This is a genomic window from Vibrio sp. JCM 18905 (genome assembly GCF_055393305.1).
In genome coordinates, this window is sequence record NZ_AP043879.1 from 1,169,857 (window position 1) to 1,185,006 (window position 15,150).

16 protein-coding genes are annotated in these 15,150 nt (G+C 43.7%); 7 read left to right on the forward strand and 9 right to left on the reverse strand.

Annotation, left to right across the window (positions count from 1 at the left end):
• Positions 1 to 67: 67 nt before the first annotated feature.
• From ACZ5ZC_RS13655 to ACZ5ZC_RS13665, 3 genes are all read right to left on the reverse strand, one after another.
• A complete protein-coding gene (locus ACZ5ZC_RS13655) occupies positions 68 to 1,282 on the reverse strand; it encodes an EAL and HDOD domain-containing protein (protein ID WP_464931986.1) in 1,215 nt (404 codons plus the stop codon).
• A 98-nt stretch (positions 1,283 to 1,380) separates the two neighbouring features.
• Entirely contained in the window at positions 1,381 to 2,118 is a 738-nt protein-coding gene (lpxH, locus tag ACZ5ZC_RS13660) for a UDP-2,3-diacylglucosamine diphosphatase (protein ID WP_006743038.1), read from the reverse strand.
• A 60-nt stretch (positions 2,119 to 2,178) separates the two neighbouring features.
• A complete protein-coding gene (locus ACZ5ZC_RS13665; RefSeq protein WP_005390900.1) occupies positions 2,179 to 2,673 on the reverse strand; it encodes a peptidylprolyl isomerase in 495 nt (164 codons plus the stop codon).
• Positions 2,674 to 2,876: 203 nt separating this feature from the next.
• Between ACZ5ZC_RS13665 and cysS the strand changes: the two genes are divergently transcribed.
• Together cysS and ACZ5ZC_RS13675 are read left to right on the forward strand one after the other, a co-directional pair.
• Positions 2,877 to 4,259: a cysteine--tRNA ligase gene (gene cysS / locus ACZ5ZC_RS13670; protein WP_005390902.1), complete on the forward strand. Its 1,383-nt coding sequence runs from the start codon at positions 2,877 to 2,879 to the stop codon at positions 4,257 to 4,259.
• An 87-nt stretch (positions 4,260 to 4,346) separates the two neighbouring features.
• Entirely contained in the window at positions 4,347 to 4,925 is a 579-nt protein-coding gene (locus ACZ5ZC_RS13675) for a thymidine kinase (protein ID WP_005378154.1), read from the forward strand.
• 61 nt (positions 4,926 to 4,986) lie between these two features.
• On the opposite strand, the gene ACZ5ZC_RS13680 is transcribed toward ACZ5ZC_RS13675, so the two are convergent.
• From ACZ5ZC_RS13680 to ACZ5ZC_RS13690, 3 genes are read right to left on the reverse strand one after another with little or no spacing between them, the layout of a single operon-like run.
• Positions 4,987 to 5,625, reverse strand: coding sequence for a YdcF family protein (locus ACZ5ZC_RS13680; protein WP_301577783.1), 639 nt, complete (start codon positions 5,623 to 5,625; stop codon positions 4,987 to 4,989).
• Positions 5,622 to 6,449, reverse strand: coding sequence for an NAD-dependent epimerase/dehydratase family protein (locus ACZ5ZC_RS13685; RefSeq protein WP_046874782.1), 828 nt, complete (start codon positions 6,447 to 6,449; stop codon positions 5,622 to 5,624). Before ACZ5ZC_RS13685 ends, ACZ5ZC_RS13680 begins: the two co-directional genes overlap by 4 nt.
• A 22-nt stretch (positions 6,450 to 6,471) precedes the next feature.
• Positions 6,472 to 7,350, reverse strand: a complete 879-nt coding sequence (locus tag ACZ5ZC_RS13690; protein WP_005390908.1) for a LysR family transcriptional regulator — start codon at positions 7,348 to 7,350, stop codon at positions 6,472 to 6,474.
• A gap of 89 nt (positions 7,351 to 7,439) precedes the next feature.
• On the opposite strand from ACZ5ZC_RS13690, the gene ACZ5ZC_RS13695 reads away from it, so the two are divergent.
• Complete coding sequence (locus ACZ5ZC_RS13695; RefSeq protein ID WP_005390910.1) at positions 7,440 to 7,898, forward strand: PACE efflux transporter; 459 nt, start codon at positions 7,440 to 7,442, stop codon at positions 7,896 to 7,898.
• Between the two features lie 36 nt (positions 7,899 to 7,934).
• On the opposite strand, the gene ACZ5ZC_RS13700 is transcribed toward ACZ5ZC_RS13695, so the two are convergent.
• Positions 7,935 to 8,168 carry a TIGR02647 family protein gene (locus tag ACZ5ZC_RS13700; protein WP_005378148.1) on the reverse strand — a complete coding sequence of 78 codons (234 nt, stop codon included), beginning with the start codon at positions 8,166 to 8,168 and terminating at the stop codon, positions 7,935 to 7,937.
• 298 nt (positions 8,169 to 8,466) lie between these two features.
• Here ACZ5ZC_RS13700 and focA point away from each other — a divergent pair, with 298 nt between their 5' ends.
• Entirely contained in the window at positions 8,467 to 9,327 is an 861-nt protein-coding gene (gene focA / locus ACZ5ZC_RS13705) for a formate transporter FocA (RefSeq protein ID WP_005393324.1), read from the forward strand.
• An 84-nt stretch (positions 9,328 to 9,411) separates the two neighbouring features.
• Here the strand turns inward: focA and ACZ5ZC_RS13710 are convergent, their stop codons facing one another.
• Entirely contained in the window at positions 9,412 to 9,549 is a 138-nt protein-coding gene (locus ACZ5ZC_RS13710) for a hypothetical protein (RefSeq protein WP_005378145.1), read from the reverse strand.
• A gap of 354 nt (positions 9,550 to 9,903) precedes the next feature.
• On the reverse strand, positions 9,904 to 10,716 hold the full coding sequence (locus ACZ5ZC_RS13715) for an ABC transporter permease (protein WP_054867307.1): 813 nt from the start codon (positions 10,714 to 10,716) through the stop codon (positions 9,904 to 9,906).
• 462 nt (positions 10,717 to 11,178) lie between these two features.
• Here ACZ5ZC_RS13715 and torE point away from each other — a divergent pair, with 462 nt between their 5' ends.
• Genes torE through torA form a run of 3 tightly spaced genes read left to right on the forward strand, consistent with a single transcriptional unit; the run spans position 11,179 to position 15,081 of the window.
• Positions 11,179 to 11,358, forward strand: a complete 180-nt coding sequence (gene torE / locus ACZ5ZC_RS13720; RefSeq protein ID WP_005378141.1) for a trimethylamine N-oxide reductase system protein TorE — start codon at positions 11,179 to 11,181, stop codon at positions 11,356 to 11,358.
• A gap of 50 nt (positions 11,359 to 11,408) precedes the next feature.
• Complete coding sequence (gene torC / locus ACZ5ZC_RS13725) at positions 11,409 to 12,593, forward strand: pentaheme c-type cytochrome TorC (RefSeq protein ID WP_031780338.1); 1,185 nt, start codon at positions 11,409 to 11,411, stop codon at positions 12,591 to 12,593.
• A gap of 25 nt (positions 12,594 to 12,618) precedes the next feature.
• Positions 12,619 to 15,081 carry a trimethylamine-N-oxide reductase TorA gene (torA, locus tag ACZ5ZC_RS13730; protein WP_041156583.1) on the forward strand — a complete coding sequence of 821 codons (2,463 nt, stop codon included), beginning with the start codon at positions 12,619 to 12,621 and terminating at the stop codon, positions 15,079 to 15,081.
• Positions 15,082 to 15,150 lie beyond the last annotated feature (69 nt).

Genomic DNA, 15,150 nt, shown 5'->3' on the forward strand with positions numbered 1-15,150 from the left:
TTAAGCGGTAAAAACAAACAACCTCACATAAGTGAGGCAGCAGTATTCTTTGGGGCATTATAGCGATTTAGGGCGTTTGAGACAGCAGTTCTTGAGCCCACTCAGTAGATTGATTAAAAGCGTCTGCTAATTGAGGCTCGGTTAATTTAAGAATGGTGCAATACCGCTCAGCTAATTCCCAGTCTGCTTGTTCGTAGGCGATCGTCATTGAAAGTAAGTGGCCAAGTACGCCTTTTCGACTGGTTAATGCGAGTTTTATATCTTCGTCAACGGGGATATCTTCAATGACATCCGAGAGCGGTTGATCGAGCAAAGATCCGAGTAAAGAAAACATTCCTGTCAAAAAAGCCTGCCCAGGGTCATACCTAGTGTTCATTTGACTAAGTAACAGTTCACACATTCTTGCACGCTGAATCGCTAAAGAGTAAAGAGAGTCAGGTTTATCCTCTTGAACGGATGCAATTGCAACTAAGGAAATAAAGCGTCGTAGTCGCTCTTCACCCAGATAAATAAGTGCCTGTCTGAACGATTTGATCTTAGTCGTTAATGTATATCCTGAATTTACGTAAGTAAGCAACTTGTATGACAGCGTCACATCAATCGAAAACAGACGTTCAACCTCATTGAAGTCGATGGGCTTATCTGCAATCTCTTTACACAGCTGTATGACGGTAAGAAACGCGGGGTTCAACCGTTTTTTCTGGATCATCTCAGGCTTGCTGAAAAAATATCCTTGAAAATAGTTAAAGCCGGCTTCTAAAGCTTGCTCAAATTCTTCATAGGTCTCAACTTTTTCAGCAAGAAAGTCGATTTTAAATGGGCTTAATGCCTGAATAAAAATAGCGGCTTTCTTGATCGGTACGAGTCGAATGTCAAACTTGATCATGGAAACGTATGGAAGAAAACGTTTCCAAGCCTTCGTCGGCACAAAATCATCTAAAGCAATTTTGTATCCGCATTCATGAAGGTGCTTGATTGCTTCTAGCAACTCTTCTGTCGGTTCACAATCTTCAAGGACTTCAATGACGAGAGACTCTTTGGGAAACAGAGTTGGGACTAGATTCACCAAGCTTTGATGCGGAAAGTTAACAAAGCCAAGTTTGTTCCCTAATGTGTTGTAATGCGTCGACAAAAAATGATCGGATAGCAGTCGACTAGTAGCCAGCTCTGGTTCTACTTCAGGGAAGGTATTTTTAGGACCGTCTCGAAAGAGAAGTTCGTAACCTATGGTTCGTTTTTCTCTATCCAGAATCGGTTGGCGAGCTACGTAAGAATACTTCAATTAGGTACTTCGTTCTGTTTAACTTAGTATTATGATAATAGCGATTTTTTACAAAATATCTACGACTTGAGCGTGAATCTTCTACACGCTCTACATGCTTAACGCAAATTCTGTATGAATGGTCTCGTTTGTAGGTCAAAGCCATCAGAATTTACTTGTAAAACTGAGCCTTGCGTATACCAATCCCCTAAAACTATCCGGGTCTTTTTAACGCCATCGACGTCAAAAAAATGTGTATTCGGGCGATGAGTGTGACCATGAATCATTAAGTTGACGCAATTCTGAGACATCACTTTCTCGACTTCATTTTGATTGACGTCCATGATGTCTAAAGGCTTGCTCATTTTATCATCACGAATATCGGATTGAACTTTTGAGACAATTTTCTTCTTAATAAACCAAGGAATGTGATTAAACAGCCATTGCAACCAAGGTTGATGAACAGTCTTACGGAATTTTTGATAATCAATATCGTCAGTGCACAAGGTGTCACCGTGGAGAATAACCGCTTTAGTACCATAAAGGTCTATGAGGCTAACTTCATCTAATAATGTAATGCCTGTCTCTTTACAGAAGCGTTTTCCCAATAGGAAGTCGCGATTGCCCTGAATGAAATAAACAGGAACGCCAGTCTTTGTTAGTTGCTGGAACTCTGTACGGATTTGATTGGCAAAAGGAGTTTTGTCATCGTCTCCAACCCAAAACTCGAACAGATCGCCTAATACATAAAGTGCATCGGCTTTCGTTGCTTCTGTTCGCATGAACGTCACAAAACATTCCGTAATATCCGGACGCGATGGGGTGAGGTGAAGATCGGAAATAAATAATGTTGTCATAGAAATAAGGGGAAGCGATGCCTCCCCATTAACTTATCTCTTAGAAATAATTCTTACGAATTATTCTTCAATTGTTGTACCAGTGATTACTACGTCCTCTAGAGGTACGTCTTGGTGCATGCCGTAAGAACCAGTGCTAACGCCTTTGATCTTATTTACGATGTCCATGCCTTCTACAACTTCACCGAATACACAGTAACCCCAACCATCTAGGCTTTCGCTACGGAAATCTAGGAATGTGTTGTTGTTTACGTTGATAAAGAACTGAGAGCTTGCTGAATGCGGCTCCATAGTACGCGCCATAGCAAGTGTACCCACTTTGTTGCTTAGGCCGTTGTTTGCTTCGTTCTTGATAGGTGCACGTGATGCTTTTTCACGTAGACCAGGTTCCATGCCACCACCTTGGATCATGAAACCGTCAATAACACGGTGGAAAAGAGTGTTGTCGTAAAAGCCATCGCGGCAGTACTGAAGGAAGTTTGCGCTAGTCTCTGGCGCTTTCTCTTCGTTTAGTTGAATCTTGATGTCACCAAAATTAGTGTGAAGGGTGATCATGCTACTTTCCTTTACTGTGTTGTGTTGAGCCCGAGATTCTAGCCTAAGTTCTAGTGCTTTAAAAACTCAGGAAGAGGAAATTCTTCGTTTTGTGCTTGAAGTTTAGCCGATTATCGTTTTATCGGTTAATTGCTATTACCTAACCAGGTCGGAGTTGATATACTCGACCTTCTTTTATTCATTCACAATCATAGATAGAGATCATGTTAAAGATATATAACACACTCACAAGACAGAAAGAGGAATTCAAACCAATTACAGCTGGCAAAGTCGGCATGTATGTCTGTGGAGTTACCATCTACGATCTCTGTCACATCGGTCACGGTCGCACTTTTGTCTCCTTTGACGTGGTATCACGTTACCTTCGTTACCTAGGTTACGATCTAACGTTTGTACGCAACATCACAGACATCGATGATAAGATCATTAAACGTGCGGCTGAAAATGGCGAGTCTTGTGACTCATTGACCGAGCGCTTGATCGGTGAAATGCACGCAGACTTCGACGCATTAAACATGAAGCGCCCAGATATTGAGCCTCGTGCAACCCAGTTTATTCCAGAAATCATCGAACTTGTTCAAAAACTGATTGAACGTGGCTTTGCTTACGTTGCGGATAATGGCGATGTAATGTTTGAGGTTCGCAAGTTTGACGAATACGGCAAACTGTCTAAACAAGATTTGGATCAGCTGCAAGCGGGCGCGCGCGTTGATGTCGAAACAGCCAAACGCAGCCCACTAGACTTCGTTCTTTGGAAGATGTCTAAACCAGGTGAACCTACGTGGGAATCACCATGGGGCCCTGGTCGTCCAGGCTGGCACATTGAATGTTCTGCTATGAACTCTTCAATCCTAGGTGATCACTTTGATATTCACGGTGGCGGCTCTGATCTTCAGTTCCCACACCACGAAAACGAAATCGCGCAATCATGCTGTGCACACGACACTAAGTACGTAAATACTTGGATGCACAGTGGCATGGTGATGGTAGATCGCGAGAAGATGTCTAAGTCTCTAGGCAACTTCTTTACTATCCGTGACGTACTTGGTCACTACGATGCAGAAACGGTTCGTTACTTCCTTATGTCTGGTCACTACCGTAGCCAGTTAAACTACAGCGAAGAGAACCTAAACCAAGCACGCGCTTCGCTTGAGCGTCTATACACTTCTCTACGTGGTTTGGATCTAAATGCTGCTCCTGCTGGTGGTGAAGAGTATGTATCTCGCTTTACAGCAGCGATGAACGATGACTTCAATACGCCAGAAGCGTACTCAGTTCTGTTCGACATGGCGCGCGAAGTTAACCGTTTGAAAACAGAAAACCTAGAGAAAGCGAGCGAGCTAGGTGCGCTAATGCGTGAACTAGCAGATGTGATCGGTATTCTTCACCAAGATCCAGAAGCCTTCCTAAAAGGTGATGCAGGTAACGATGATGAAGTGGCTGAAATCGAAGCTCTTATCAAGCTGCGTAACGACTCTCGCGCTGCGAAAGATTGGGCGAATGCAGATATGGCTCGTGACAAACTGACCGAAATGGGCATTGTTCTGGAAGATGGTCCAGAAGGCACAACGTGGCGTCGTAAGTAATTGAATTTTCAATTTTAAAGGGCTGATAATTCAGCCCTTTTATTTTCCATTTCCATAAATTAAAACTTTAACTTTAGGTAATGCTCTGTGGCTCAGATGTATTTCTATTACTCAGCAATGAATGCGGGTAAATCAACAACGCTTCTTCAATCCTCTTTCAACTATCAAGAACGCGGCATGACGCCAGTTATTTTTACGGCGGCACTAGATGATCGCTTTGGTGTCGGTAAAGTGAGCTCTCGTATTGGTCTTCAATCTGATGCACATTTGTTTCGTCAGGATACCAATTTATATCAAGAGATCGCAGCTCTGAATGAGGTTGAGAAACGTCACTGTATTCTTGTTGATGAGTGTCAGTTCTTGTCGAAAGAGCAGGTTTACCAACTTACTGAAGTTGTTGATAAACTGCATATTCCAGTATTGTGTTACGGCCTTCGCACCGATTTTCTAGGCGAACTTTTTGAAGGCAGTAAGTACCTGTTATCTTGGGCAGACAAGTTGGTTGAGCTCAAAACGATCTGCCACTGCGGTCGCAAAGCGAATATGGTTATTCGTACCGATGAACATGGCGTGGCGATTAAAGAGGGCGATCAAGTTGCGATCGGCGGTAACGACAAATATGTCTCCGTGTGCCGTCAGCATTACAAAGAAGCACTCGGTAAATAATCCGTATTAATACAGAAAAGCCACCGTAATCGGTGGCTTTTTGTTGTCTGCTAGAAAGGGCTTAGACTAAGTCAAAACCAAATCTCTCTAGCAAAACCTGGTAAGACGATTCGACTTGCTGAGGGATGTTCTGCTCGGTTTGAAATCCTTTCTCTGGATAGCTTTTTACACGAGAGAAATCTTCCATTAGTGCTTCTAGCACCATCATTAATGGCATGTCTTCATTAATATACTCAAAAAACGGATGAGCCGTAGAGCTTACTTGGAGCTGGGAGTAGGGTGACTGCCACTGTTTTTCAAATGTCGCTATAGCTCTGCGTTCCATAAATGGTTTTTGCACCAGAATAAACGATGAGCAATGTTTTCCTTCTTTTTTCAATCGTTGCTCAGTAAAGCGAACGTTTTCTCCACTGTTGGTGGATTCAGTTTCGAGCAAAATTGCTTCACTGGGCACACCTGACATCTTGGCAATTTCGGCAAAAGTTTCCGCTTCGCTTTTTTCAAACAGTCCATCGGTAAAACGACCTTCTCCCCCTGAAAATACAATCAAAGGCGCTAACTTTTGGTGGTACAGATTTGCTGCATGCTCTGCTACACGCACATCGTTACTGCACATCACAAACAAACAGTCTGCGGGTTTCAGCTCATGTTTGAGTTGCATGTAATCCCAAAGTGTTTCTATGTGTCGATAGAGTTTCATAGCGCGTCCAAAGTTGAGTTGAAATGAAATTGATAGCCAAGTGAGAGTAGTTTGTCTGCGAGAATGCGCTTATCTGTTTGTTCTGTGACTGGTGGAAGAGGTATCTCACTTTCGCTCTTATTTATAGCGGCTTGGTAGAACTCCGCCTTGCTGACGGTATGCGGTGTGGTCACGTTAATAACTTGGTTGCTTAAATTATCTAAAGCAAATTTGGCCGCCGATACCGCATCGTCTTGATGAAGCATATTAGCAGGCGCTTTACGACTGACTTGTTTTAGTCTCATTGCAAAGCGAGAAGGGTGCCTATCTGGCCCAATTAGCCCGCTACAACGCATAATGACGAAGCTAATATTAGAGTCGATAACATGCTGCTCGGCTTGCAGCATAATACGTGCATTGTCAGAGAAATAAGGGCTGTCGGCTGCTAAAGAGAGTGACGCATCTGCTTCTTCCATATCAGAAGCTAGGTTGGGATACACCGTTGTAGAGCTAATCATAACGAGCTTTTCAACGTTGTTTTGCTTTGCTGCGTTTGCGAGCATTTGCCATTGTTGGGCGTATTCTTGTCCGCGTCCTTTACGAAAACCAGGGGGAAAAGCACCGACAACGTGAGTAATTTGATGTTGCTTAAGCAACTCATCTAGCCGTTTCGCCGCGTTAAGTTGATTAAAATCGAATAATGCGGAGTGAGTTAATGAAGCGGGTAACTCGTTTAACCGAGCTTGGTTACGACGAGTAACGACAACGTGGTGTCCGTCTTTCATCAAAGTTTCTGCTAGCGGAGTTCCGAGCCAGCCTGCACCTACGATCAATGTATTTGCCATTTGGGTCTTCCTACTTACTTATTTATGTCTGCTCGAATAGATTGAGCAGCTCTGCTTTGGCTTGTTGATGGAGGGGATCTGAATGCCATTTCTGATGTTGAATAAGGTCAACATTGACTTGCCAAGCCAGCTTTGTGAAATCATCCCCAACTCTTTTCAGTGTGTTCGGTGAATACGCGACTAAATGCTCCGGAAGAAAGCACCAACCAAACCCTTTATTCGCTAATTCCAACAAAATATAGTAGTTATCAGCGTACCAGATATCCGGGCTGAATGCTTGATTGAGACCACATGGCTCTGCGTTTTTGGAGCGTATGACCAGTTGACGATGTTGTTTGAGTTGATCAATGTGAGTTACGCGTTGCTGTGCCAGAGCGTGTGTTGAAGAGACATAGACATCGAACGCAATGTTACCAAGATTAGTGAAATCGATATGTCTTGGCATTTGTAAGTCACTCAAAATAATCCCAGTAGTGGCGCGCTCCGATTTGACCAATTCAATGATATCCGGACTTGAAGCTGTTAAGCATTCAACTTGCAAGTGTGGAAAGCGTTGCTCTAAATTTTTTAGCACGTCGGGCAAGCGAGTCAGAGGAATCCCTTCATCAATGGCTAAAACCAATTTATTCGTTGGTGTTGAAAAAAGCTGTGATGCTCTGTTGTTCAATCGGTCTAGTTGGCTGATTGCCGCTTGTGCATAAGGTATGAGCGCGAGGCCACTCTCGGTTAATTTCGGATATCGACCAGAGCGATCAAATAGATCAACACCACAGTCGACCTCCATATTTATGATGTGTTGGCTGACTACGGATTGAGCTCGCCCCAGTTTTCTTGCCGCGCCTGAAAATGATCCGGTTTCTGATGTAGCAATGAAAGCTTGCAGTTGTTCGATGGTAAACATATCGCTTTTGCCGATGGTATCTAACTTTTTGTTATCTGAATAATAGATAAAATTCTAAGCATTGAGTAGAACTATTTGGACAGAGAAATATGACTCGTAACGAACGAATTTTTCATGCAGTACTTTTTGAGTTAATCGCACTCGCGATCATTGTGCCAGCGGCTTCATTGATCACCGGAAAGGGATCGAGTGATCTCGCGTTGGTTGGGATTGGGTTGAGCATGTATACCGTCGTGTGGAATTACATCTACAACTTGTACTTTGATAAGTGGTTTGGCAGCAATCGAACTGAGCGAAGTTTAGCGATGCGTTTTGGGCATACAATTGGATTCGAGGGAGGATTGATCTTTATCTCTATACCCGTCATTGCTTGGTTCTTAGAAATTACGCTTCTCCAAGCTCTGGTATTGGAAGCTGGCTTCCTAGTGTTCTTCCTATTTTATGCCACAGGCTTTAATTGGTTGTACGACAAGGTTCAGCCATTTAGTAAAATGAAAAAACGATTAGCGCCTCAGGTTTCGGCAGGAACAAAATGCAGGGACCAATAAAAAACGCCACCGAATTCGGTGGCGTTTTTGTTCAAATTACACAGAAAGGACTCTTAAAATCTTATCTGCATGCTCTGCTACTTCAATACCTTCATCTGTTAAATAACCACCATCAGGCTGTGTACAAAGTTGCTTCTCGTATAGACGAGCAACGGCTGCCTGCATTTCTTCTGACGCGTCTGTATGAACTTTAATACCAGTTGCAGCACTACTTAAATCGAACTGAAGAAGTAGGTTCAATTCGGCGATATGTTCAGCTGAATATTTCATAAATGATTCCTTTACGCTTTTTTACCAAGCTAGTCTGAAAAGAAGAGTTGAGCAACATTAAACGATAAGAAGTGTTAAGTATGGCGCTATCAGGCTGATATAACGCAGGATCTTTGTTCGAAAGGCAGAATACTTGTTAAGTATCAATGATAGTTACGATTGCTAATGATAGTTGACCTTTATTGGTTGATCTCTCGATAACAACATTTTTAGTAAACATGTCAAATAGCGCTTGAAAAAGTAGGGAAATGGAGCGATTATCCGCGCCTCTTTAATTGTTTCTAAATGTTACACCACAATGAACTTCAATCAGTTTGACTCACTATTACCGCCTCAGGCTGCGGAACGCGCGGCTGAAGTGGGGGTAGGTAAAGCAACTAAAGCACCGATCAAATCTTTTTTATTGGCAATTTCTGCCGGACTTCATATTGGTATTGCGTTCATCTTTTACACCACGGTGACAACAGGTGCAGGCGACCTTCCATGGGGTATTACCAGGCTAATCGGTGGCCTAGCCTTCAGCCTTGGTTTGATTCTTGTTGTCGTTACAGGTGGTGAGCTTTTCACTAGCTCAGTATTAACATTGGTAGCGCGAGCCAGTGGAAAGATCTCGTGGCAAGCGCTCATCAAAAACTGGTTTGTGGTTTATTTCGGCAACATGGTTGGTGCTCTTTTGTTGGTAGCATGCATGTTGGTCACCAAGCAGTATATGTTTGATCACGGCCAAGTTGGCCTCAACGCGATGGCGATCTCTCAACACAAATTGCACCATGGTTTCTTTGCTGCTGTTGCGCTTGGCATCATGTGTAACGTGCTGGTGTGTATTGCTGTTTGGATGACGTTTAGTGGACGTACATTAACTGACAAAATAGCGGTCATGATTCTGCCAGTAGCTATGTTCGTGTCGGCAGGTTTCGAGCACTGTATTGCGAACATGTTCCAAGTCCCCATGGCGATTGGAATCAAATATTTTGCACCGGAAGCATTTTGGCAAATGACAGGGGCGGATATTGCAAACTATGCGGACTTAAACATGATGGGGTTCATCGTAAATAACCTTATCCCTGTAACGATAGGGAACATCATTGGTGGCGGTGTATTCGTTGGTATGTGGTATTGGATGATTTATCTACGTGATGAAGACAAGCATTTACGATAAATCTAAAAGAATAAAAGAAAGGCGAGCCTAAATGGTTCGCCTTTCTTTTATTCATGTCGATAAGTTTCACACAAATCGAGTGAGTTAAATCAGCTCTTCATTGATGCCAAAATCGGTTGGGAGCCAATGAGAAGTCACTTCCTTTGGTTCTTGAACGAGCCAGTCCAGAGGTGCATCGGATAGGAGTTCATCGTAATTTTCTTTGATCATTAAGACATCCATGTACGTCTCTCCAAGTTTGTGGTCACTATCTTTACTCTAAAATTAGAATATGTCAGGCAAGTGATCAAAGCATGACGATTAGATTGATCACTTATGCTGCTATGTTTCTGGTTGCGTATGGGTTTGGGGTGTTTATCCACATTTTCTGTGGATAACCTGTCTCAAAGGCCGTGCGTATCTAAACTTGCAAAGAAAATTTCATAAAATTAGAGGCTTATACTCGAGAGAATTCTGTCTGACTTTTCTCCAGAAAGCGTCTTGATGAATGTTTAAAGAATGAATGAGTTATTCAGTTAAAAGTGCGTTTGACTTGATAATACAAGCCCTTTCACTGGCTTTGTTCACACGCTTAAACTATCTATGAGTTTTGGTAGGTTCTGATTGTTGGATTTTTATTTTGATCCGGCCTTCTTTCGTTTGTACCCAGCTCAGTGTCATCTCCAGCGTAATAGCGACGGAGGTACTCAACATGACGAAAATAGCCAGCATAATCACCAACTGATATTTAATTGCAACCATCGGGCTTGCGCCACCTAGAATTTGACCAGTCATCATGCCTGGCAAGGTAACCAGCCCTGTAGTGGCCATAGAGGCTAAAGTTGGAGCAAGTGACTTTCTAAGGGCCTCTTGAATGAAGGGGAATGATGCATAACGAGGAGAGGCACCAAGTGAGATAGCAGCCTCGTATTCTGATTGTCTCTGTTCAAAAGCCGTAAATAAATTCTGCAGTGCGATGATGTTACTACTTAAGCTGTTACCCAATAGCATGCCCGCAAGTGGGATCATATACTGGGCGTTGTAAATAGGGGATGGCTGCACTAGGCCTGCGGTAATCGCTATAAGAAGTGGAATTAGACCACAGGTTAAGCCTGTAAGCAGAGGAAGCATGAGTGGCTTTTTAGGTAGACGAGCTTTTCCTGCAATTGAGCTTGCACCAATCAGTAGCATGATGGCAAGCCAAAGTATATTGATAAGTAAGCTGTTTAATTGAAAAAGATATTCTAAATACACGCCAATCAATATGAGCTGAAGTGTCATACGAATAACACTGATTATCGTGTCTTTCGCAATCCCTAATTTGTAGCGGGCATTAATAAAGAAGGGAACCAACAAAATCAGACCAAACAATGCCAGTTTGGTCCAACTTATATCCACCACGCTATCCATAATCGCTCCTCGAAAATCCGCGAATAATTGTAACTAAGCTCCTCCTTTATATGAACATCAATGTGCATTTTTTGATGTTCTCAACGTAAACCTTCAGCGCTATTCTTGTCATTATTTAGCATCATTTTATTTACAATTTATTATCTTTTGACGGGTTTTTAAGCCAATTTATGACCCGTTAATTACTATCCAAATGTAACTTATGTTTGGTAAATGTTGTTGTTTTAACAATTAGTTAAAAGACTTATTTTGTCACATCTGTTCATGTTTTTTAATAAATAACATCAATCAATCACATCTCTGGATGAGCTCAAAAAAGTGTTGAATTACAAGGCCTGAGAGCTCTTATTTGATTGAACCTTACTATTAGTATGGTCTAACATTTTCCATTAGAGATTGTAAAAAACTTAAGCTTGGTTACGCGGGCTTTTCAATAACACTAGATACAAAATAGGCAAATGTATGAGTGATGTTAATAAAATTGAGAGTGGTGAAAAACGCTCCCTGGAGTGGAAGTCGTTCCTCTTCATTGCAGTTGTTCTCTTCCCAATTCTGAGTGTGGCTTTTGTCGGCGGTTACGGGTTCATCGTTTGGATGTTGCAAGTGTTCTTCTTTGGACCTCCAGGCGCGCACGGCATGTAAGCCTGTGAGCTCATAACCACACTTTTGAAAAGATTTTAAGAGAGCAAATAATGAAATCATTAATCATTAAACTGTGGCGTACCATGACGCGCCCAGCTGTACATATCAGCCTAGGTGTGCTGACTATGGGCGGCTTCATTGCTGGTGTTATCTTTTGGGGTGGCTTTAACACCGCTCTAGAAGCAACCAACACAGAAGAATTCTGTATTAGTTGTCACACAATGCGTGACAACGTGTACGTTGAGCTGCAAGAAACGGTTCACTGGAAAAACCATTCAGGCGTTCGTGCTACTTGCCCTGACTGTCACGTTCCTCATAACTGGACAGACAAAATTGCTCGTAAAATGCAGGCATCTAAAGAGGTATTTGCACAGGTATTTGGCAACTACGACGAACCGGGTGTGTTCGAAGAGCGTCGTATCGAACTTGCGAAACACGAATGGGATCGTTTCTCGGCAAACAAATCTTTAGAGTGTAAGAACTGTCACAACTACGAATCGATGGATTTCGAGCAAATGTCTCCAACCGCTCGTATCCAAATGAAGCAAGCAGCAGAGAAAGATCAAAGCTGTGTTGACTGTCATAAAGGTATCGCGCATAACCTGCCAGCAGGTATGGACAGCATCGGCGGTATCGTGGGTGACCTAGAAGGTATGACTTCAAATACAGATTACTCTGTAGGCCAGCAACTAGTGAGTGTTCGTCACCTACCTATTTACTTTGATGCACAAGGCACTAAAGAAGCCGGTCTTCTTAACCCAGCATCGACCGTTAAAGTTCTTGAAGACAAAGGCGAGTTTGTTGAAATCGAAATCGATGGCTGGCGTAAAGCGAAAGGTTTTGGTCGCGTAATTCAAGAAGACTTCGGTAAGAACATTGCGACTGCGTCTCTGATGAAAGAAGCAGCGACAGATAGCAACATTGTGACGACTGGTGAGAAAAAAGTGGATGAGCTAACGGGTCTTCCATGGGAAAAAGTGGCAGCGAAAGTATGGCTTAAGAAAGAGTCTATGCTGAACGACATCAATCCTGTTTGGGAAAAATCTCGTGAAGCGTACAAAACCAACTGTTCAGTATGTCACACGCAACCTGCGGAAGCGCACTTCGACGCGAACACCTGGCCAGGTATGTTCGACGGTATGTTGGCGTTCGTTAACCTAGATACAGACAGTGAAGCCCTGATCTTGAAGTATCTACAGAAACACTCTTCAGATTATGCTGAAGGTCACCACTAATAAGCGTCGGATTGGAGTAATTTAAATGGCTATTACACGAAGAAGTTTTCTTAAAGGTGTAGCAACCACAAGTGCAGCGTCAGTTATTGGTCCTAGCTTATTGGCATCAGCCTCTGCCAATGCTGTTGAGACGACCGGTACTTGGAAAGTAACAGGTTCTCATTGGGGCGCGTTCCGCGCCCACATCTACGCGGGTAAAGTTCAAGAGATCAAGCCGCTAGAGCTAGACAAAAACCCAACAGAAATGTTGAACGGCATCAAGGGTATTATCTACAGCCCTTCACGTGTTCGTTACCCAATGGTTCGTCTAGATTGGTTGAAGAAACATAAATACAGCGCGGATACTCGCGGTAACAACCGTTTCATCCGCGTGACTTGGGATGAAGCGCTAGATTTGTTCTACCGCGAACTAGAACGTATTCAAAAAGACTACGGTCCATGGGCGCTACACGCAGGTCAAACAGGTTGGAACCAAACAGGTTCATTCAACAACTGTACCGCGCACATGCAACGTGCAGTGGGTATGCACGGCAACTTTATCACGAAAGTAGGTGACTACTCGACGGGGGCAGGTCAAACCATCATGCCTTACGTACTTGGTTCAACCGAAGTTTACGCACAAGGTACGTCTTGGTCTGAAATCCTAGAGAACTCTGACAACATCGTTCTTTGGGCTAACGACCCAGTGAAAAACCTTCAAGTAGGTTGGAACTGTGAAACGCATGAGTCGTTCAAGTACCTAGCACAACTAAAAGAAAAAGTAGCGAAAGGTGAGATCAACGTTCTATCTGTAGATCCAGTGAAGAACAAGACTCAGCGCTACTTAGAGAACGATCACTTGTACATCAACCCGCTAACAGACGTAGCGTTCATGCTTGCTGTGGCGCACGTACTGTACAACGAAGATTTGTACGATAAGAAGTTCATTGATACTTACTGTCTAGGCTTTGAAGAGTTTATTCAATACGTTCAAGGTAAGACAAAAGATAAAGTAGAGAAAACACCAGAGTGGGCTGCGGCTATCTGTGGCGTGAAAGCGGACAAGATTCGCGAATTCGCGCGTATGCTAGTAAGTGGTCGTACACAGATCCTGATGGGTTGGTGTATCCAGCGTCAAGAGCACGGTGAGCAACCATACTGGGCGGCGGCTGTGGTTGCTGCAATGGTTGGTCAAATCGGTTTACCTGGCGGTGGTATCTCTTACGGTCACCACTACTCAAGTATCGGTGTACCTTCAACTGGTTTCGCGGGCCCTGGTGGTTTCCCTCGTAACCTTGACCAAGGTATGAAGCCGAAGTGGGACAACAACGACTTTAACGGTTACAGCCGTACTATCCCAGTTGCACGTTGGATCGACTGTCTGCTAGAACCAGGCAAAGAGATCAACTACAACGGCGGTAAAGTGAAACTGCCAGACTTCAAGATGATGGTGATCTCGGGTTGCAACCCATGGCACCACCATCAAGATCGTAACCGCATGAAGAAAGCGTTCCGCAAACTTCAAACGGTTGTAACGATCGAGTTTGCTTGGACTGCAACATGTCGTTTCTCGGATATCGTTCTACCTGCGTGTACGCAATGGGAACGTAACGACATCGACGTATACGGTTCATACTCGAACAAAGGTCTGATTGCAATGCATCGTCTCGTCGATCCATTGTTCCAATCTAAGCCTGACTTCCAAATCATGAGTGAACTAACTCAGCGTTTTGGTCGCCGCGAAGAATACACTCGTGGTATGAGCGAGATGGAATGGATCGAAAGCCTTTACAACGATTGTAAGAAAGCGAACGAAGGTAAGTTTGAAATGCCAGAATTCAACGAGTTCTGGGAGAAGAGCGTACTAGACTTCGGTGAAGGTAAACCTTGGGTTCGTCATGCGGACTTCCGTAAAGACCCTGAGCTTAACCCACTAGGTACGCCGTCTGGTTTCATCGAGATCACGTCTCGTAAGATCGGCCGTTACGGCTACGAACACTGTCAAGAACACCCAATGTGGTTCGAAAAATCAGAGCGTTCACACGGTGGCCCTGGTTCAGATAAATACCCATTCTGGTTGCAGTCTTGTCACCCAGACAAGCGTCTGCACTCTCAAATGTGTGAATCTGAAGAGTTCCGTGCAACTTACGCGGTGCAAGGTCGTGAGCCTGTTTACATCAACCCAGCGGATGCGAAAGCGAAAGGCATCAAAGACGGTGACTTAGTGCGCGTATTCAACGGTCGTGGTCAGCTATTAGCTGGTGCTGTTCTTACTGACAGCTACCCACGTGGCGTTATTCGTATCGAAGAAGGTGCATGGTACGGTCCTCTAAACGAGAAAGAGGGCGCAATCTGTACTTACGGTGACCCTAACACGCTAACGCAAGACATTGGCTCCTCTGAACTTGCGCAGGCGACTTCTGCGAACACATGTATCGTAGACTTCGAGAAGTTCACCGGCAAAGTACCGCCAGTGACTTCATTCGGTGGTCCAATCGAAGTTGCTTAATTAATGCAATTCACATCAATCGAAATACCAGCCTTCGGGCTGGTATTTTTTTAACCAAAATTTCAGTGA